Origin of the sequence: Streptomyces sp. NPDC048718, from assembly GCF_043198875.1 — a bacterium.
Classification (GTDB): Bacteria; Actinomycetota; Actinomycetes; order Streptomycetales; family Streptomycetaceae; genus Streptomyces.
The window spans coordinates 125736-142699 of the sequence record NZ_JBICVG010000011.1 but is presented as its reverse complement, the minus strand read 5'-3'; the positions used below and the strand labels follow the sequence as shown (position 1 = coordinate 142699).

17 protein-coding genes are annotated in these 16964 nt (G+C 71.2%); 13 read left to right on the top strand and 4 right to left on the bottom strand.

All coding sequences use genetic code 11. The annotated features are described in order from the left end of the window. Positions 1-174 precede the first annotated feature (174 nt). From ACGFRB_RS21790 to ACGFRB_RS21770, 5 genes are all read left to right on the top strand, one after another. Positions 175-921: an amino acid ABC transporter ATP-binding protein gene (locus ACGFRB_RS21790; RefSeq protein WP_361235717.1), complete on the top strand. Its 747-nt coding sequence runs from the start codon at positions 175-177 to the stop codon at positions 919-921. A 14-nt stretch (positions 922-935) separates the two neighbouring features. Further along, on the top strand, positions 936-1853 hold the full coding sequence (locus ACGFRB_RS21785) for a glutamate ABC transporter substrate-binding protein (protein ID WP_393245079.1): 918 nt from the start codon (positions 936-938) through the stop codon (positions 1851-1853). Positions 1854-1872: 19 nt separating this feature from the next. Next, entirely contained in the window at positions 1873-2517 is a 645-nt protein-coding gene (locus ACGFRB_RS21780; RefSeq protein ID WP_363006069.1) for an amino acid ABC transporter permease, read from the top strand. After that, a complete protein-coding gene (locus ACGFRB_RS21775; RefSeq protein WP_363006071.1) occupies positions 2514-3374 on the top strand; it encodes an amino acid ABC transporter permease in 861 nt (286 codons plus the stop codon). The genes ACGFRB_RS21780 and ACGFRB_RS21775 overlap by 4 nt, the downstream gene beginning before the upstream one ends. Before the next feature lie 550 nt (positions 3375-3924). Then, on the top strand, positions 3925-4488 hold the full coding sequence (locus ACGFRB_RS21770; RefSeq protein ID WP_363006073.1) for a GNAT family N-acetyltransferase: 564 nt from the start codon (positions 3925-3927) through the stop codon (positions 4486-4488). 98 nt (positions 4489-4586) lie between these two features. Here the strand turns inward: ACGFRB_RS21770 and ACGFRB_RS21765 are convergent, their stop codons facing one another. Continuing rightward, the gene (locus ACGFRB_RS21765) at positions 4587-5327 is read right to left on the bottom strand and encodes a translation initiation factor IF-2 (protein WP_393245077.1); all 741 of its coding nucleotides are present in this window, start codon (positions 5325-5327) and stop codon (positions 4587-4589) included. A gap of 270 nt (positions 5328-5597) precedes the next feature. Here ACGFRB_RS21765 and ACGFRB_RS21760 point away from each other — a divergent pair, with 270 nt between their 5' ends. Further along, positions 5598-6872 carry a cytochrome P450 gene (locus tag ACGFRB_RS21760; RefSeq protein WP_393245290.1) on the top strand — a complete coding sequence of 425 codons (1275 nt, stop codon included), beginning with the start codon at positions 5598-5600 and terminating at the stop codon, positions 6870-6872. Between the two features lie 201 nt (positions 6873-7073). After that, positions 7074-7784, top strand: coding sequence for an HAD family hydrolase (locus tag ACGFRB_RS21755; RefSeq protein ID WP_393245075.1), 711 nt, complete (start codon positions 7074-7076; stop codon positions 7782-7784). A 46-nt stretch (positions 7785-7830) separates the two neighbouring features. Here ACGFRB_RS21755 and ACGFRB_RS21750 read toward each other — a convergent pair whose 3' ends face one another. After that, complete coding sequence (locus ACGFRB_RS21750; protein ID WP_393245074.1) at positions 7831-8592, bottom strand: hypothetical protein; 762 nt, start codon at positions 8590-8592, stop codon at positions 7831-7833. Positions 8593-8776: 184 nt separating this feature from the next. On the opposite strand from ACGFRB_RS21750, the gene ggt reads away from it, so the two are divergent. After that, complete coding sequence (gene ggt, locus ACGFRB_RS21745) at positions 8777-10624, top strand: gamma-glutamyltransferase (RefSeq protein WP_393245072.1); 1848 nt, start codon at positions 8777-8779, stop codon at positions 10622-10624. 113 nt (positions 10625-10737) lie between these two features. On the opposite strand, the gene map is transcribed toward ggt, so the two are convergent. Next, the gene (gene map / locus ACGFRB_RS21740) at positions 10738-11505 is read right to left on the bottom strand and encodes a type I methionyl aminopeptidase (RefSeq protein ID WP_393245070.1); all 768 of its coding nucleotides are present in this window, start codon (positions 11503-11505) and stop codon (positions 10738-10740) included. A 33-nt stretch (positions 11506-11538) separates the two neighbouring features. Here map and ACGFRB_RS21735 point away from each other — a divergent pair, with 33 nt between their 5' ends. Both ACGFRB_RS21735 and ACGFRB_RS21730 read left to right on the top strand, forming a co-directional pair. Continuing rightward, complete coding sequence (locus tag ACGFRB_RS21735) at positions 11539-11820, top strand: helix-turn-helix transcriptional regulator (RefSeq protein ID WP_361235747.1); 282 nt, start codon at positions 11539-11541, stop codon at positions 11818-11820. A 179-nt stretch (positions 11821-11999) separates the two neighbouring features. Further along, positions 12000-12605 (top strand): hypothetical protein, encoded by a 606-nt coding sequence (locus ACGFRB_RS21730; RefSeq protein ID WP_393245068.1) that lies wholly within the window; start codon positions 12000-12002, stop codon positions 12603-12605. 89 nt (positions 12606-12694) lie between these two features. Here ACGFRB_RS21730 and ACGFRB_RS21725 read toward each other — a convergent pair whose 3' ends face one another. Continuing rightward, on the bottom strand, positions 12695-13372 hold the full coding sequence (locus ACGFRB_RS21725) for an NAD(P)-dependent oxidoreductase (protein WP_393245066.1): 678 nt from the start codon (positions 13370-13372) through the stop codon (positions 12695-12697). A 68-nt stretch (positions 13373-13440) separates the two neighbouring features. Between ACGFRB_RS21725 and ACGFRB_RS21720 the strand changes: the two genes are divergently transcribed. The 3 genes from ACGFRB_RS21720 to lanL all read left to right on the top strand — a co-directional run bounded on the left by ACGFRB_RS21720 (position 13441) and on the right by lanL (position 16887). After that, a complete protein-coding gene (locus ACGFRB_RS21720; protein WP_363006091.1) occupies positions 13441-13845 on the top strand; it encodes a helix-turn-helix domain-containing protein in 405 nt (134 codons plus the stop codon). 295 nt (positions 13846-14140) lie between these two features. Next, positions 14141-14284: a hypothetical protein gene (locus ACGFRB_RS21715; protein WP_393245064.1), complete on the top strand. Its 144-nt coding sequence runs from the start codon at positions 14141-14143 to the stop codon at positions 14282-14284. Between the two features lie 59 nt (positions 14285-14343). Next, complete coding sequence (gene lanL, locus ACGFRB_RS21710; protein WP_393245062.1) at positions 14344-16887, top strand: class IV lanthionine synthetase LanL; 2544 nt, start codon at positions 14344-14346, stop codon at positions 16885-16887. Positions 16888-16964 lie beyond the last annotated feature (77 nt).

Genomic DNA, 16964 nt, shown 5'->3' with positions numbered 1-16964 from the left:
GCCTCGGCTCCGCCCTGATGCGGCCCGGCCGGGCCCCGGCAGTAAGCCTCAGCACCCTTTTGGGTAAATACGGCTTATGGACCTTTCGTGCGTGTCGCCTGTGAAGTCCTATTTCGTCCCGGATAGCTTGCGCTGACTCGAGAGCAGCTGGAACTCACAGGGGCAGGGCACCACATGGCCGTCGTCGATCCGCTGATCGAACTGCGGGGCGTCAACAAACACTTCGGTACGTTGCACGTTCTGCAGGACATCAATCTCACCGTCGGCCGGGGCGAGGTGGTCGTCGTCATCGGCCCCTCGGGTTCCGGCAAATCGACGCTCTGCCGGGCGATGAACCGCCTGGAGTCCGTGGAATCGGGCGAGATCCTCATCGACGGTGAGCCGCTCCCCGAGGAAGGCAGGGAACTCGCCCGGCTGCGCGCCGAGGTCGGCATGGTCTTCCAGTCGTTCAACCTCTTCGCGCACAAGACCGTCCTCGCCAATGTCTCCCTCGCGCAGACCAAGGTCCGGGGGCGCAAGAAGGACGAGGCCGACCGGCGCTCCCGGGAGCTTCTCGAACGGGTCGGGCTCGCCGCCCACGCCGAGAAGTACCCGGCCCAGCTGTCCGGCGGCCAGCAGCAGCGCGTGGCCATCGCCCGCGCCCTCGCGATGGACCCCAAGGCACTCCTCTTCGACGAGCCGACCTCCGCTCTCGACCCCGAGATGATCAACGAGGTCCTGGAGGTCATGCGGCAGCTCGCCCGCGACGGCATGACCATGGTCGTCGTCACGCACGAGATGGGCTTCGCCCGTTCCGCCGCCAACCGGGTCGTCTTCATGGCCGACGGCCGGATCATCGAGGACCGCACGCCCGAGGAGTTCTTCACCGCGCCCAACAGCGAGCGGGCCCGGGACTTCCTCTCCAAGATCCTCAAGCACTGACCGGAGCGGGAGCCATGCTGCGTACGACACGAACCCTGGCCGCGCTCGCCCTCCTGCTGGCCGCGGCGCTCGCCGCCGGCGGCTGCGGCCGGGAGGGCAGCCCGCCCGTCAAGGGCCCCGCGCCCGGCCAGCTGCCCGTCTACCACGTGCAGACGAACTTCAGCCTGCCCGACTCGCCGACCTGGAACCGGGCCAAGCGCCGCGGACACCTGATCGTCGGCGCCAAGGAGGACCAGCCCTACCTGGGCGAGAAGGACCCGGCGACGGGGGTCTACTCCGGCTTCGACATCGAGATCGCCCGGATGATGTCCGCCTCCCTCGGCTTCGACCCGGCCGGCATCGACTTCCGCACCATCGCCTCCGCCAACCGGGAGACGGCCCTGCAGAACGGTCAGATCGACTACTACGTCGGCACCTACACGATCAACGCCAACCGCAAGAAGCTCGTCGGCTTCGCCGGGCCCTACTTCATGGCCGGCCAGTCACTGCTCGTACGCACCGACGAGAACGACATCCACGGGCCCGAGGGCCTCGCCGGCCGCCGCGTCTGCTCGGCCACCGGGTCCACCCCGTACCAGCGGATCAAGGCCGACTATCCGAAGGCCCAACTCGTGGGCTACGACACCTACTCCATCTGTGTCGACAACCTGCTGACCTACCAGGTCGCCGTCGTCACCACCGACGACGCCATCCTCATGGGCTTCGCCGCCAAGGCGCCCGACGAGCTCAAGCTCGTCGGCAAGCCGTTCTCCAAGGAGCCGTACGGCATCGGCGTCCCGCGCCCGGACAACGCGCTGCGGTTCGCCCTCGACGACGCCATCGTCGCCCACCAGAAGAACGGCGACTGGAAGAAGGCGTTCGAGGCGACCCTGGGGCTGTCCGGGGTGCCCGCACCGACGCCGCCGCCCGTCGACCGCTACCCGGCGACCTGAGGAAGGAGCACCCCCTCCCATGGACGTCCTGACCAACAACTTCTCGACCTTCGCCGAAGGCTTCCTCGGAACGGTCGAACTCACCGTCTACGCCGGTCTGCTGGCCCTGGTCCTCGGCTTCCTCATGGCGGGATTCCGGGTCGCCCCGGTCGGCGCCCTGCGGACCTGCGGCACCGTCTGGGTCAACGTGCTGCGCAATACCCCGCTCACCCTGCTCTTCTTCGCGGTGGTGCTCGGCCTGCCCCGCTTCGGAGTCGTGCTGCCCTTCACCCTGTTCGCGGTCCTCGCGCTCGGCTGCTACACCTCCGCGTTCATCTGCGAGGCGCTGCGCTCCGGCATCAACACCGTGCCGCTCGGCCAGGGCGAGGCCGCCCGCAGCCTCGGCATGACCTTCACCCAGACCCTCGGCACCGTCGTGCTGCCGCAGGCGTTTCGCAGCGTCATCCCGCCGATCGGATCCAACCTGATCGCCCTCGCCAAGAACTCCGCCATCGCCGGGGCGTTCAGCGTCACCGAACTCCTCGGCACCTACAAGACCCTGAGCGAGCTGGGCTACAACATCGTCTGGACCTTCGTCTGGATCGCCGTCGGCTACCTCATCATCACCCTCGCCATCAGCGCGCTCTTCCACTTCCTGGAGAAGCGCTATGGAGTCGCCCGATGACCACCGCCTCCTCCGCGCTCTACGACATCCCGGGGCCGCGCACCCGTCGCAGGCACCGCGCCATCGGGGTGGTCGCGACTGTCGTGATCCTCGCCCTGATCGGCTGGATCATCTATCTGCTGTTCGACACCGGACAGTTCACCACCACCAAGTGGACTCCCTTCATCTACAAGGGAATTCAGGAACTGTTGCTGCGGGGGCTCGGGAACACGCTGAAGGCGTTCGCGTACGCCTCGGTGCTCTCGCTCCTGCTCGGCGGCATCCTCGGCGTCGGGCGGCTGTCCGAGCACCGGGCCTTTCGGTGGATCAGCACCCTGTTCGTCGAGTTCTTCCGGGCCATGCCCGTCCTTGTGATGATCTTCTTCATCTTCGTGGCGCTCAAGGTCCAGCCGCTGCCCGCCCTCGTCGCCGGACTGACCCTCTACAACGGGTCCGTGCTCGCCGAGGTGTTCCGCACCGGCATCGGCGCGGTGGCCCGCGGCCAGGGAGAGGCGGCGTACGCGCTCGGCATGCGCAAGACGCAGGTGATGACCCATGTCCTGGCGCCACAGGCGATCCGGGCCATGATGCCCGCCATCATCAGCCAGCTGGTGGTGGCGCTCAAGGACACCTCGCTCGGCTTCCTCATCACCTACGAGGAGTTCCTGCACGCGGGCAAGCTGATCGCCTCCAACCTCGACTACGACCTGCCGTTCATTCCCGTCGTGATGGTGATCGCGCCGATCTACATCGGCATGTGCATGCTGCTGTCCTGGCTCGCCACCTGGGTGGCCAAGCGGGAACGCCGCAGCCCCCGGACCCGGGACGCCGACATCGCCCCCGCGGCCCCGCCCCTGCTGATCGAACAGCGCGACTAGCCCGACCGGCCGACCGGCCCGACCCGTGCGACCGGCCCGCCCGGTCGCACCGGTGCGGCCGGCTCGGCAGGCGCGTCCCGGCACGCGAATCCGGTACGCGATTCCTCCGGGAGTCCGTACGGCCGCGCGAAGCCCCGCACGGGCCCTGCCCGCCCGGCAGCAGCCGATGACCACTCCGCCCCCGGCGGTCCGATACCAGCCGGTCGGCCGCCAGGGAGGAGAAGGTCAGCTGCGCGCCGGTCGGGTTGTGCCCGCCTCACGGCGGGTCGGCGGGTGGCCAGCCACTCGCCGGCCCGCCGTGAGGCCCGACCCGCCGTGAGGCCCGGCCCGCCGTGAGGCCCGGCCCGCCGTGAGGCCCGACCCGCCGTGAGGCCCGACCCGCCGTGAGGCCCGTCCGCCGTGAGGCGGCCCGTCCGTCCGGGGCGGGAAACCCGGTTGTGCGGCCGGTGGTGAGCGGCCTAGAACGGGGCGACCGCCCACGACGAATCGCGGGGTGCTCCGCTCTGGTCGGCTCGCCCGGTTCGGTGGGGCGCCTCGGGGAAGACCACGAATGACGATCGCGCTCTCGCTGCCCCTCGGTACCGAACGGCTCCAGCTGCGCCGCTTCACCCCGGACGACTTCGACGACCTGTACGCCTATCAGTCTCTCCCCGATGGCGCCCGCTTCCTCTACCGGCCACCGCTCACCCCCGAGCAGTGCGTGAGCGGCCTGGCGCGGCGCGTGGCCGGATCGGCGTGGACCGAGGACGGCGACGACCTCGTGTTCGCCGTCTGTCCGTCCGGCGGGACGAAGGTCGTCGGGGAGATCGTCCTGAAGCTCGCGAGCGCTCGGTCGCGCCAGGTGGAGATCGGCTGGATGGTCCACCCGGAATACGGCGGCCGGGGGTACGCCACCGAGGCGGCCCGTACGGTCGCCGGCCTGGCCTTCGCCGAGCTGGGCGCCCACCGGCTCTTCGCCCGCCTCGACGCGCTCAACACCGCTTCGGTCCGGGTGTGCGAGCGCCTCGGCATGCGCCGGGAGGCGCACCTGGTCGAGAACGACCTGGACGGCGAGCGCTGGGGGAGCGAGTACGTGTACGCGATGCTCGCCCGCGAGTGGAAGCCGCAGGCGTAGGCATCCTTCGACGCCCGGTCGGTGCGATGGCGGGTCGGTACGGCTGAGGGCCCGTGCGACGCCGGGTCGGTACGGCTGCGGGGCGGTGCGACGCCCGGTCAGTGCGGCGGCGGCGCCGGGTGCAGGGCGCTATGGGCCGAGCAGCCGCCCTCGCCGTACATCCGCTGGATACGGGCCGGCACCCACACCTCGGTGGTGCCGGGGGCGACCCGGGCGAGCACGCACTCCTGCGGGTCGTAGTGGTTGCCGTCGACCGACAAGTCGACGCCGACCTGGCCGTTCTCCTCCGCCACTTCGGTGTGGACCGCCGGATCCAGGTGCAAGGTGGCGAGCGCGCGGCGCACCTCGGCCTCGTCGGCCCGGCCGTCCTTCGGCACGCGGGGGAGCGCGGCCTCGAGCTCCTGGTCATCCGGCAGCCGGGGCGGCGCGGGGGGCGGGGCGAAGGCCAGGGGAGGACCGTCCGGGCAGTCGACGCCGCGCGGAACCTCGCCCCACTCCGTCTTCGGCGACACTCGCACCGCGAAACAGCGCCGCAGGGTCACCTGCTCGGGCTGGCTCCACTCGTCGTTCGCGGTGCCGGAGGTACGCAGGATCACCTCGACGCCGTCCGTGTCCCGCGTCGAGGTGCCCGACACCCGGAGGACCTCCACCCCGTCCATGCCGGAAGCGGAGCGTCCGACCTCCTCCGCCGTGCGCGGACGCGGGCCGTAGAGCTCCTTGCCCGCCGCCACGGCCACGTCCCGCGCCGCGTCCGCCGCCTTGTCCTCGGCGGACGGGAACACGGCCCCGCAGCCGACGGTGAGCAGCAAGAGCGGCGCGCACACGAGGAGTCGGCGCATGGTCCATCCTTCCGAAACCGGGCAGGCGGGCGGGCGCTCGCCTGCCCCAACCGGGGTGGTGATCTTACTCAGCCGCTGCCGACGGGCACCCGGGGCACCTGGTGAGGCCGCCGGGTGGCCGCCTTGATCCCGATCCTCATCGGGGGGTCATGGGCGGGTCAAGATCGACGGGTTACGCACGGGTAGTGATTGCCTCGGGGGAGTCCGGGTACCAGCCTGTCTTCCGTGGAGCACACCGCCGACCGGCATCGCAGCACCGAACCCAGCCGCATTCCCACCGCCCCGGACACCCCCGGATTCCCCGGGGTTCCCGATGTCTTCGACCCTCGGATCTACGCCGGGGGAATCCCGCACGACCGCTTCCGCGCCCTGCGCGACCACTACCCGGTCGCCCGGCAGAGCGAGCGCGAGGTCCTCGGCTGGCCCGCCGGGCCGGGCTTCTGGGCCGTGACCCGGCACGCCGACGTCGTCCGGGTCCTGAAGGACGCGGCCGACTTCTCCTCATACCTCGGCGCGACCCAGATCCGTGACCCCGATCCGGCCGATCTGCCGTTCATCCGCCGGATGATGCTCAACCAGGACCCGCCGCACCACGGCCGGCTCCGCAGACTCGTCAGCCGCGCCTTCACCCCCGCGCGGATCGACCGCTTCGCCGTGACCGCACGGCAGCGCGCCCGTGAACTGCTGCTCCAGGCACGGGAATCGGGAGGGGAGCAAGGCCGCGAGTTCGATGTCGTCCGCGCCGTCACCGACGACTACGCGCTGCTCAACCTCACCGATCTGCTCGGCGTGCCCGCGAGCGACCGGGGCCTGCTCCTCGCCTGGACCGAGCGGGTCATCGCCTACCAGGACCCGGACGAGCCGCCCGTGCTCGACGCCGAAGGCCGGCCGGTGAACCCGAGATCGCCCGCCATGCTCGCCGAGATGTTCGACTACGCGCGCGAACTCGCCGCCCACAAGCGGGCCCACCCCGCCGACGACATCATCAGCGCCCTCGCCGCCTCCGAACTGCGCGACGCCGAACTGGAGATGTTCTTCTTCCTGCTCACCGTCGCCGGAAACGACACCGTGCGCAGCGCCGCCCCCGGCGGACTGCTCGCCCTCGCCGGGCACCCCGCCGAGGCCCGTGCCTGGTGGGGCGGGGAGATCGAACCGAACCCGGCCGTCGACGAACTGCTGCGCTTCCACCCGCCCGTGCTGTCCTTCCGGCGGACCGCGACCCGGGACACCGAGCTGTCCGGGGTGCCGATCTCCGCCGGGGACAAGGTCGTCGTCTTCCACGCCTCCGCCAACTATGACGAGCGGGCCTTCCACGACCCCCACCGGCTCGACCTCACCCGCACGCCCAATCCGCACGTCTCCTTCGGTGACGGCCCGCATGTGTGCCTTGGCGCACACTTCGCACGGCTCCAACTCGGGGTGCTGCACGAGGAGATGAGGCGGTCATGGAGCGGCCTGGAGCTCGCCGGACCGCCCCGGCGTCTGGTGTCCAACTTCATCAACGGTGTGAAGTCCCTGCCGGTGCGGGTGGCGTGGCGGGAGTGACGGCGTGCCGCGGGGGCGGGGCCGGTGGGGCGTGAGCACTGCCGGGCCGTTCGTGGGGTGGCGAGTTCGATGGCGCCGGGCCCGTGCTTCTCGGCATACCGGTGGCCCGGTGGCTGGGCATGCGGCAGCGGTGGGGATGCACTGCGTACGCTCTCGGAGTTCTCACCCCGGTCCGTATCTCCCACGCGAAGGAACGACCCCATGGCTTCCGCAGTCCTCTCGCCGCACACCGTGCTCCTCGACTTCGACGGCGTCCTCAGCATGAACGCCTCCGGGCTGTTGCTGCGGGCCCTGCACGAAGGGATCAACCGCCACACGGAACTCCCGGTGGAGGCGACCGCCCTGCAGTTCAAGGCCATCAGTGCCTTTCCCCAGCACGACAGTCTGCGGGCGCTGTTCAGGGGGATCGGCATCGAGCGGCATCTCGACGAGGAGATCGGGATACTGAGATCCAGCCTCACGGTCGACGGCGTCGAAATGGCGCTGAGCGAGGGCGTGGAGGAGTTCTGCGCCGGGCAACGGGCGCGGGGGGTGCGGCTGCGCGTCTTCTCGACGATGGACGCGCGGACCGCGCGCCGAAGCCTTCTGGACGGACTGTTCGATCCCCGGGACTACGTCCCCCTCGGGCACACCTCCAAGGCCGCCCCGGGCACCTACACGGCCCTGCTGGCCACCGAGAACGAGAGCCGGCCGCACCGGTGGACGCTCGTGGACGACTCGCCGCTGGCGCTGCGCGCCGCCAAGATCGCCGGCCTGCGGACGGTCCTGATGCGCGGTGACGTCTTCACCGACGACGACGTACGTCCATTCACCTCGTACATCGACGAAGAGGTCTCGTCATTCGGCGAGTTGGGTGCCCTTCTGGGGACGGGGGAGGTGCCGGGCGACCTCGTTCCGGCGGTGGGCGCCTGACCGCCGGCCCGCGCTCGCCGCGGCCCCCGTCCACGGCCTGGCGGCGTCACGTTCCCGCAGGCGCGGTCGACGTCCCGGACGCGGCGGGGGAGCCGGGCGCGGGAGGCGTGAGCGCCTGCCGGGTCACGTCCGCGACCAACTCGACCACATCGGGCCCGTACGCCTGCGAGTTGACCACCTTCAGCAGCAGCACGAAGCTGCCGTCGCGGTGTCGGCGGGTCAACCGCTCGTGGTGCCGGGCCAGATAGCGCGTGGCGGCCTGATTGTCGATGGCCCGCTGCCCGCAGAAGAGGAAGACCGGTCGTGCGCCCTCTCCGGCCCGGAGCCGGGCCAGCAGCACGTACTCGGTGACGCCCCGCTCCATCCGGTAGAGATCCGTTCCGATGTGTATCTCGCCCCGCCTGTCCGCGGGTTCGGCGGACGTACGCATCGTCAGGCCCGGCATCAGTGAGCCGAGATGCGCGGCCATCCGGCGGTTGGAGCCGGGACCGCCGACGCAGAACTCCGTGCGGTCCCCGAAGCCCATCTGGGCCAGATCGTGCTGCACGATCCGCGCGTGCGCCCCGCATTCCTTGACGAGCGCGGCGAGTTCGAGCAGCGCCGACACGTCGTACCGGTGCACCGCCCCCTCGCTGCCCGCCTCCCGGTTGACCACGAGAAGGCACTCGGAATGGCTCGGGAGCCCGAAGAAGGCCTGTTTGCGGCCCAGTCGGCGGCGCTGGAGAAACATCCGGGCGAGCCAGCCGATCGAGCCACTGACGCCAGTGGCCAGAACCCCGAGCACGACATTGCGCAGGTCTTCGTTCATGGGCGGCATGCTAGGGGCTGTCAGGCCGGCCTTGGTCAGGGGCGTGACCCATCGGACAACCCTCGGTCCGTGTCACACGGGTGCGGCCAGGCGGGTGACACACGAGACCGGGCGGCGGCGGTCCTGACGGCGGGCCGGAACGGAAGTACGCTGCGCGGACGGTCGTCGACTGGAGGTACACACGATGTCCCGGAAGCGCCGATCCACCGCCCGTTCCGTATCACTCCTCGCCGTCGCCGCGACGGTCCTCTCCGTGGCGGCAGCCGCCCCGTCCGCCCTGGTCGCACCGGCCACGGCGGCGCCCCCGTCCGCCCCGGCGCCCGCCGGCCCACCCGCCAAGGTCCCCGTCGCCACCGGCTGGGGCGGAGCCGTCGCCAGCGTCGACGCGGACGCCTCCGCCGCCGGCGTCGAGGTGCTGCGCAAAGGCGGCAACGCCGTCGACGCCGCCGTCGCCGTGGCCGCCGCCCTCGGTGTGACCGAGCCGTACTCGGCCGGTATCGGAGGCGGTGGCTACTTCGTCTACTACGACGCCAAGTCCCGTACAGTGCACACCATCGACGGCCGCGAGACCGCACCCGCCTCCGCCGACGCGAACCTCTTCGTGGAGAACGGCAAGGCCATCCCCTTCGATGAGGGCATGACCAGCGGGCGCAGCGTCGGCACCCCCGGCACCCCGGCCACCTGGCGGACAGCGCTGGACAGTTGGGGCAGCAAGCCGCTGCGCAAGCTCCTCGAACCGGCCGAGCGGCTCGCCCGCGACGGCTTCACCGTCGACGACACCTTCCGCTCCCAGACCGCCGGCAACGAGGGACGCTTCCGTGACTTCCCGGCCACCGCCGAACTCTTCCTGCCCGGCGGGAAGTTGCCGGTCGTGGGCAGCACCTTCAAGAACCCCGACCTGGCCCGTACGTACGACAAGCTCGGCCGCGAAGGCGTCGGCGCGCTCTACAAGGGCCCGCTCGCCCGCGACATCGTGAACACCGTCCAGCACCCGCCCGTCCGCCCCGGCGCCACCCGGGTCGTCCGCTCCGGCGACCTGACCGAGAAGGACCTCGCCGGATACGGGACGATCCGCCGGAAGCCCACCAAGGTCTCCTATCGGGGCCTCGACGTCTACGGCATGGCCCCGTCCTCCTCCGGCGGCACCAGCGTCGGCGAAGCCCTCAACATCCTTGGGACGACCGACCTTTCACGCGCCTCCGACGTCCGGTACCTGCACCGCTTCATCGAGGCCAGCCGGATCGCCTTCGCCGACCGGGGCCGCTGGGTCGGCGACCCGGCCTTCGAGGACGTACCCGTCCAGGGCCTGCTGTCGCGGCGGTTCGCCGACGCGCGCGCCTGTCTGATCCGTGACGACGCCGTGCTCACCAGCCCGCTCGCTCCCGGCGACCCGCGCCACCCGGCCCCCTGCGCCACCGGCGGGAAGGCCGCGCCCACCACGTACGAGGGCGAGAACACCACCCACCTCACGGTCGCCGACAAGTGGGGCGACATCGTCTCCTACACCCTCACCATCGAGTCCACCGGCGGCAGCGCCCTCACCGTCCCCGGGCGCGGCTTCCTGCTCAACAACGAGCTGACCGACTTCTCCTTCACCCCGGCCGACCCCGCCGTCCACGACCCCAACCTGCCCGGCCCCGGCAAGCGCCCGCGCTCCTCGATCTCCCCGACGATCGTGCTCGACAAGAGCGGACGGCCGGTGCTCGCGCTCGGCTCCCCGGGCGGCGCCACCATCATCACCACCGTCCTGCAGACCCTCACCGGCGTTCTCGACCGGGGGCTTCCCCTCGTCGACGCCATCGCCGCACCGCGTGCCAGCCAGCGCAACCAGACCACCACGGAACTCGAACCGGCCCTGTGGAACAGCCCGTTGCGCGCCGAACTCGAAGCGCTCGGGCACGGCTTCCGGCAGAACCCGGAGATCGGCGCCGCGACCGGCGTCCAGCGGCTGCCCGACGGACGCTGGCTGGCCGCGGCCGAGACGGTGCGGCGGGGCGGCGGCTCGGCGATGGTCGTCCACCCGGCGCCCTGACGGGAGCCCCGCGAGGTGCCCCGAAGGGCGATCGGAAGAGCGACGCGAAGAGCGACCCGAAGAGCGACCCCAAGCGATCCGAACGGCGATCCGAAGCGATCCGAACGGCGCGATCAGAGTGCGGTGAGGACGCGCGGGCCGTCGTCCGTGATCGCCACGGTGTGCTCGACATGCGCCGCGCGCGAACCGTCGATCGTCCGGATGGTCCAGCCGTCGCGCCCCGTGTAGTGGTGGTCGTGGCCGCCGCCGGTCAGCATCGGCTCGATCGCGATCACCATCCCGTGCCGCAGCGGCACGCCCCGGCCCGGACGTCCCTCGTTGGGGACGTCCGGGCCCTCGTGCATCGTGCGGCCGACCCCGTGGCCGCCGAGCCCGTCCGGCAGGCCGTAACCGGCCCGCCGGCAGACCCGGCCGACCGCGTGCCCGATGTCGCCGATCCGGTTGCCGACCACGGCCGCCGCGATACCGGCCTCCAGCGCCTCGTACGCCGTGTCGATCAGCCGGGTGTCCTCGGTCCGGGCCTGGCCGACGGTGAAGCTCACCGCCGCGTCCCCGACCCAGCCGTCCAGCGACGCGCCGCAGTCCACGCTCAGCAGATCGCCGTCGGCGAGCCGGGCGTCGTCCGGTACGCCGTGCACGATCGCGTCGTTCACCGACAGGCAGGCCGCGGCGGGGTAGGGCACCGGTGCCCAGGCCGGCCGGTAGTTCAAGAACGGCGAGGTCGCCCCCGCCTCGGTCAGTATCCGCCGTACCACGCCGTCGAGTTCGATGAGCGGAACGCCGGGCGCCGCCTCGGCCCGTACGGCCTCCAGGACGCGGGCGACCACCCGGCCGGCCTCGCGCATCGCCTTCAGATTCGCGTCGGTCTTGATCTCCATCATGCCAATTACTATACCGGTATTAGAATGGGTGGCATGGTGCGTACCCCCCTGACCCCCGAAGAGCGCGAACGCGGCGAGCGGCTCGGCCTGCTGCTGCGCGTGGCACGCGGCCGTCGCTCGATGGCCGAGATCGCCGCCGCGGCGGGACTCTCCGCCGAGACCCTCCGCAAGATCGAGACCGGCCGGGCCCCGACCCCGGCCTTCTTCACCGTCGCGGCTCTCGCCGGCGTCCTCGATCTGTCCTTGGACGTGCTGGTGGAGCACTGCGTCCTCCCGGCGGAGGGCGCGGAGGGACCGGAGGCCGCCGCGGCCTGACGGCGGCGGGGAGGCGGGGCGGCCGGGCGGTGACGGCCGGGCAGCCATCTCGGGCCACCCGCCGCCTGGGCCCACCCGCCACCCGCCAACCGGGCCAGGCTTCCGGTCGGTCCGGCATGGCGCCGGTCCGACGGTACGGCGTGCCCGGATGCTGGGAGCCGGACCAGGCAGGAGGCACCGTGGACGACCGCCGCAGTCAGCGACCCCCGGCACCGGCATCCGCCCCCGCGAGCACCCAGGCAGTGGCCGGTCAGCCCGGAGTCATCGGGATCGCCCTCGCCGCCGTGCTCTCGGCCTCGCTCGCGCAGGGATCCTGGCAGTGGTTCGCCCTGTACATCGGGGTGACACTGCTCGCGATCGTCGTCGCCTTCTTCCGGCTGCCGGTCTGGGCGCCCGGCCTGCGCTCCGGGTACGTCGTGAACCTGGTGGCGTTCTCGCTGGTCGTCGGCCTGTGCGTGGCGCTCGCCCTCGCGCCCATGATGCAGCGCTGGGCCTGGCTGTTCCCGATGCCCGGCACCCGTGACCGGTGCGAGGCGGTCGGCGCCTACGCACGGCTGGAGGCCGAGGCGGCGCTGGGGAGCCTGGCGCACGGCGCCGGTGGTGCCCTGGCCTACGCCCAGGAGACCCAGGCGCATGCGGCCGTCGCGGACTGTCTGTCCGCCACGACGACCTTGTGGCTGCCGGTGTACGCGGCCGGGGCCGCCCTCCTGGTGGGACTGACCCTGTGGGCCCTGGGGTGGGCCCGGTCCCGTAGCCGAGGGGCCGCGAACCCTCGTCCGAGCTGAGGCCCGTCCGCTCTGAGGCGGGCTCGCTCCGAAGCCGGCGTCCACTCCGAAGCCGCCCCGGCAGCACCGGCACCGGCACCGCCCCGGCCTCAGTCCCGGGACGCCACCGCCAGCTGCACCCGGTGGTGACGCGCCCCGACGGCCTCGTCCACGATCGCGCGGGCCAGATCGGCGTGGGCGATGCGCCCCGCGCCGTCGAGAACCGTGCCCACCGCCGACCAGTAGCCGCCCGTCACCGGCGCCCCGGGGTTCAGATCCATCGGCGGCACCACCATCAGCCAGTCCAGCTCCGGTCCGGCCTCGGCCGCCAGCAGCTCGAACTCCGCCACGTGCCCCTGCGAGAACGCCCGGTACTCCTCAGGGAATTCGGGCACGTCCATCACCCGTACCCCCGGCGCGGTCTCCAGCGTGGTGGCGATGCCCACGACCACCAGCCGGCCGACCCCGCCCTTCGGCAGGCCCGCGACCAGCGCCCGCGCCGCCGCCGTGTAGTGACCGACCGAGGAGACGTCGAGCCGGACGGTCGCGTTCACCGCCGCCGTGTGACCGGGGGCGAGGGCGGCCACCGCGTCGGGATCGGTCACGTCGCCCTGGACCAGCCGGACCGAATTCCCTTGCAGATCCCGGTACTTCGCCGGGTCGCGGACCACCGCCGTCACCCCGAGGCCGCGGGCCGTCGCCTCCGCGACCACGGCCCGCCCGACCCGTCCGCCGGCGCCGAAGACAAGAAGGGAACCAGCCGTGTCGTTCTTCGTGTTCGTCGTCATGCCGGGACAGTAGGACGGAGGGGCACGGTTACTTCAACGATACCGAGCCAGGCCCTACGCTCGAAGGCGTGACCGAGTCCGACATCCGCGGTGCGAGCCCGCTGCCGAGCGATCTGTTCCACGACCCCGCCTGCTCCGGGGTCGCCCGTCCGGTCGTGATCGGGGGCAAGTGGACCGCCGTCGTGCTGCGTTGCCTCGAGGACGGCCGGTCGCGCCGCTTCACCGAGCTGCGCGTCCCGCTGCACTGGATCACCCCGAAGGTCCTCACGGAGACCCTGCGCGCCATGGAGCGTGACGGATTCGTCTCCCGGACCGTCCACGACGAGCACCCGCCCCGGGTCGAGTACGCACTCACCGGGCTCGGCCGCTCCCTGCTCGACCCCCTCGACGCCGCCTGCTCCTGGGCCCGCGCGCACGGGAACGCGATCACCGAGGCGCGCGACAGCTACGACACGGCGGCCGACGCCCACTAGCGGTGCCCGGCGGATCACGGCAGCCGGGTCCGTGACGCCCGGCACGGCGCCTGGCCGCGCTGCCGAATTGTCTGAATGGCTCCGCTATGAAGACACTCCGGCGCCTTGCCGTCCGCCGTGGCGGCGGTCTGGCTTCGGCTTCGTCGGCGAACCGTCGGACGATGCCTGAGCGAACTCGAAATCGAAGATCGAACACCCATTGCCGAGAGGACTCCCATCTGGTTTTCTTGGTGGCTACCTGGCCTCCCGTCGGGGAGTGTTTCAGTAACTCACTGTCAAGAAGAAAGGATTCTTCATGTCCACGCTTCTTCTGGAGATGACCCCGCGCGTTGCCGGTTCCACCGAGGTGGAGCCGGCCGTCGAGTTCGAGAGCCGCTGGGAGAGCGACTCGGCCGACTGCCCGGTGACGACCAACCTGAGCTACTCCTACACCTGCTGATTCTCCAGGTCGGCGCGGCATAGGCGGACCGCGGTCCACTCGGATCCGGAGAGGCGGGAATGGAAAAGTCAGGTTCTTCGGACTGGGTGAATCGGGTCGTCAGGAAGTATGTGGGCGCCGACTGTTCGGTGACACAGGGCTCCGTCTGGCTGGCCGTCCGGCCAGACGGAGTGGTGTTGCCGGAACACGGATGGAAGCTGCACGTGTCCTCGCGCGCGGCCGATTTTCCCGAGCTGGTGGAAAGGCTGCTTCCGCTTTTGGCGGCCGAAGGCTGTTCATTCAAGCTGGCGTGCTCGCAGCGGGCGCTCCACGCGTTGAATGACGGTCACACGGCTCCGGCGAGTGTGGGGAAAGCTTTTACCATCTATCCCGATCCGCGACGGGTTCGTGAGTTCGGGTTGCGGCTCGCCGAGGAACTGCGGGGGCATCAAGGGCCGCGAATCCTCAGCGATCGAAGAGTGCTGGCGAAGTCCCCGGTCTATTACCGGTACGGGTCTTTCACCGCCCGGCGCGGTTCGCACGCGTCCGGTGCCCCGGCGACGAAGATCATCGGACCCGCCGGCGAGGAGTTCGACACGCTCGCCGGGCTCAGCTACCAACAGCCGTCGTGGGTCGAGGACCCGTTCTCCGACGCGGGCGCGGACGCCGGTCGTGACAGGGACGCCACCCTGCTCGACGGACGCTACCGTCTGGTCGTCGGGATTCGCGAGGCCGCCCAGGGCAACACCTACCGTGCGATCGACGAACGCCGGGGCGGCCGTCGTGTGGTCGTCAAGCAGGCGCGTGCCCTGGTCGCCGAGGCCGCCGGCCACAACGACAGCCGCGTACGGCTGCGCAACGAGCGTCGCGTCCTTGGGGTTCTCGACGGAGTCGCGGGTGTGCCGCGGTTCATCGACCACTTCCAGTACGGTGACGACGAGTTCCTCATCACCAGCGACTGCGGCCCCCTCACCCTTGCCGAAGACGTACGGCGCAACGGCCCGTACATGCCGGGCACGGGCACACAAGGCCGCGGTCTTGAGCGGTTGGCGAAGGAACTGGCTCGTATTCTCGTCGCGGTGCACGAGCGCGGTGTCGTCATGCGGGATCTGTCCTCCACCAACGTTGTGATCGGCGACGACGGTGGCGCCGGCATCATCGACTTCGGTCTTTCCTTCCATGAAGGACTGCACCTGCCCGGGTGGACGCCGGGTTACGCGCCCGCGCGGCAGCGGCGTGACGAGCCGCCACGCGACACCGACGATCTCTTCGCCCTCGGCATGACCTTGCTGTTCGCGGCGAGTAATCTGCAGCCGGTCAGTGTGGGTGATGATCCGGAGCTGCCGCGTTTGCGCGCGCTTCAGACGATTTCCCGGTACCACGCGCCGTCCGGGACCATGTCCGCCATCGCGGACCTGCTCGGTGACGAGGAGCGGGCCCGCGCCGCGGTACGGCGGATCGCCTCGGGCGACAGTGGTCGGCCGGCACTCCTGTCGCTGCCGTCGGCACCCGTGGTCACCGCGGAACTGGCCGCCGAGGTGACGGACAACCTGGTGGGTGATCTGCTCGGTCAGCTGGACAAGGTGCTGCAGGCCGCGAAGGACACGCAGGCCGCCCACGACGTGAGCGTCTACACCGGCAGTGCGGGCATCGGCCTGGAGCTGCTGCGCCATCGCCAGCGGCCGGCCGTGGAGTCGACGGTGCGGGAGCTGGCGGCTTTCACCGCGCGCGTCGCCTCGCGGATGAGCCTGCGACCCGCTCTGTTCTCCGGTGTGACCGGAGTGGACATGTTTCTCACCGAAGCGGCCGGGAGCGGCATGAGCGTCGCGGGGTGGCATGGCCGGAGTCTGCCGCCGCCGGAGTGGAGCGGTGAGACGTTCGACCTGAACGACGGGACCGCGGGTGTCGGCATGGGGCATCTGTACTTCCACCGTGTTCACGGCGATCCGGCGGATCTGGAGGTGGCGCGGAGCTGCGCGCGGGCGGTGTTGTCGCAGCAGCCGCTCGGCCCCCTTCCCCTGCCGGGCGAGGCCGATGTCACGGCCGGGCGCGCGCACGGTCTGGCCGGGGTGGTGGAGCTGCTGGTGAGCCTGGCCGGGGAAACCGGCGACGCGTGGGCCCGTGAAGCCGCCGCGGACCGTGTGCGCGCTCTCGCGGAACGCACCCGCAACCTCATCGATCAGGCCAAGGACCCGTCGGCTGAACCGCTGATCGTGTCCTGGTGCCGCGGTCTGCCCGGGCTCGGGCAGACGCTGCTGCACGCGGGTATGGTGCTGGACGACGAGTCCCTTGTCGGCCTCGCCCGTGAGGCGGCCGACGCCTGCGTCGCCCGCATACCGCTGCTGAGCTCGCTCGGCCAATGCTGCGGCGCGGCCGGTGTCGGCGACTACCTGCTGAACCTGGCCGCTGTGGAGCAGTCCGAGCGCTATCGGGACGCGGCCTTCGACCTGGCCACGCATGTACTGCTGCGGAGCGGCGGGCCGCTGTCGCACCCTCGTTGGTTCGCCCCCACCGACACTGCCGACCGCTCGCTTTCCTGGGCGAAGGGACTCGCCGGCATCCTGGCGTTCTTCCGCAGGCTGTCGGACGGTGGCCCCGGGTGCCTCCCGGTCTTCAGGCATTGACCGGCGCCCGGGGCGTGTCTCCAGACGCCCTGGAACAAGGACAACCTCCCTTTGAGGCCTGATCCGCCGGACAGGTC

Excerpts from the sequence above, each read along its gene's own strand:
- ACGFRB_RS21770 (WP_363006073.1), top strand. The coding sequence starts at position 3,925 with ATGACGATCGCGCTCTCGCTGCCCCTCGGTACCGAACGGCTCCAGCTG.
- ACGFRB_RS21725 (WP_393245066.1), bottom strand. The coding sequence starts at position 13,372 with ATGACGACGAACACGAAGAACGACACGGCTGGTTCCCTTCTTGTCTTC.
- ACGFRB_RS21780 (WP_363006069.1), top strand. The coding sequence starts at position 1,873 with ATGGACGTCCTGACCAACAACTTCTCGACCTTCGCCGAAGGCTTCCTC.
- lanL (WP_393245062.1), top strand. The coding sequence starts at position 14,344 with ATGGAAAAGTCAGGTTCTTCGGACTGGGTGAATCGGGTCGTCAGGAAG.
- ACGFRB_RS21785 (WP_393245079.1), top strand. The coding sequence starts at position 936 with ATGCTGCGTACGACACGAACCCTGGCCGCGCTCGCCCTCCTGCTGGCC.
- ACGFRB_RS21750 (WP_393245074.1), bottom strand. The coding sequence starts at position 8,592 with ATGAACGAAGACCTGCGCAATGTCGTGCTCGGGGTTCTGGCCACTGGC.
- ACGFRB_RS21715 (WP_393245064.1), top strand. The coding sequence starts at position 14,141 with ATGTCCACGCTTCTTCTGGAGATGACCCCGCGCGTTGCCGGTTCCACC.
- ACGFRB_RS21790 (WP_361235717.1), top strand. The coding sequence starts at position 175 with ATGGCCGTCGTCGATCCGCTGATCGAACTGCGGGGCGTCAACAAACAC.
- ACGFRB_RS21735 (WP_361235747.1), top strand. The coding sequence starts at position 11,539 with ATGGTGCGTACCCCCCTGACCCCCGAAGAGCGCGAACGCGGCGAGCGG.
- map (WP_393245070.1), bottom strand. The coding sequence starts at position 11,505 with ATGATGGAGATCAAGACCGACGCGAATCTGAAGGCGATGCGCGAGGCC.
- ACGFRB_RS21755 (WP_393245075.1), top strand. The coding sequence starts at position 7,074 with ATGGCTTCCGCAGTCCTCTCGCCGCACACCGTGCTCCTCGACTTCGAC.
- ACGFRB_RS21765 (WP_393245077.1), bottom strand. The coding sequence starts at position 5,327 with ATGCGCCGACTCCTCGTGTGCGCGCCGCTCTTGCTGCTCACCGTCGGC.
- ggt (WP_393245072.1), top strand. The coding sequence starts at position 8,777 with ATGTCCCGGAAGCGCCGATCCACCGCCCGTTCCGTATCACTCCTCGCC.
- ACGFRB_RS21775 (WP_363006071.1), top strand. The coding sequence starts at position 2,514 with ATGACCACCGCCTCCTCCGCGCTCTACGACATCCCGGGGCCGCGCACC.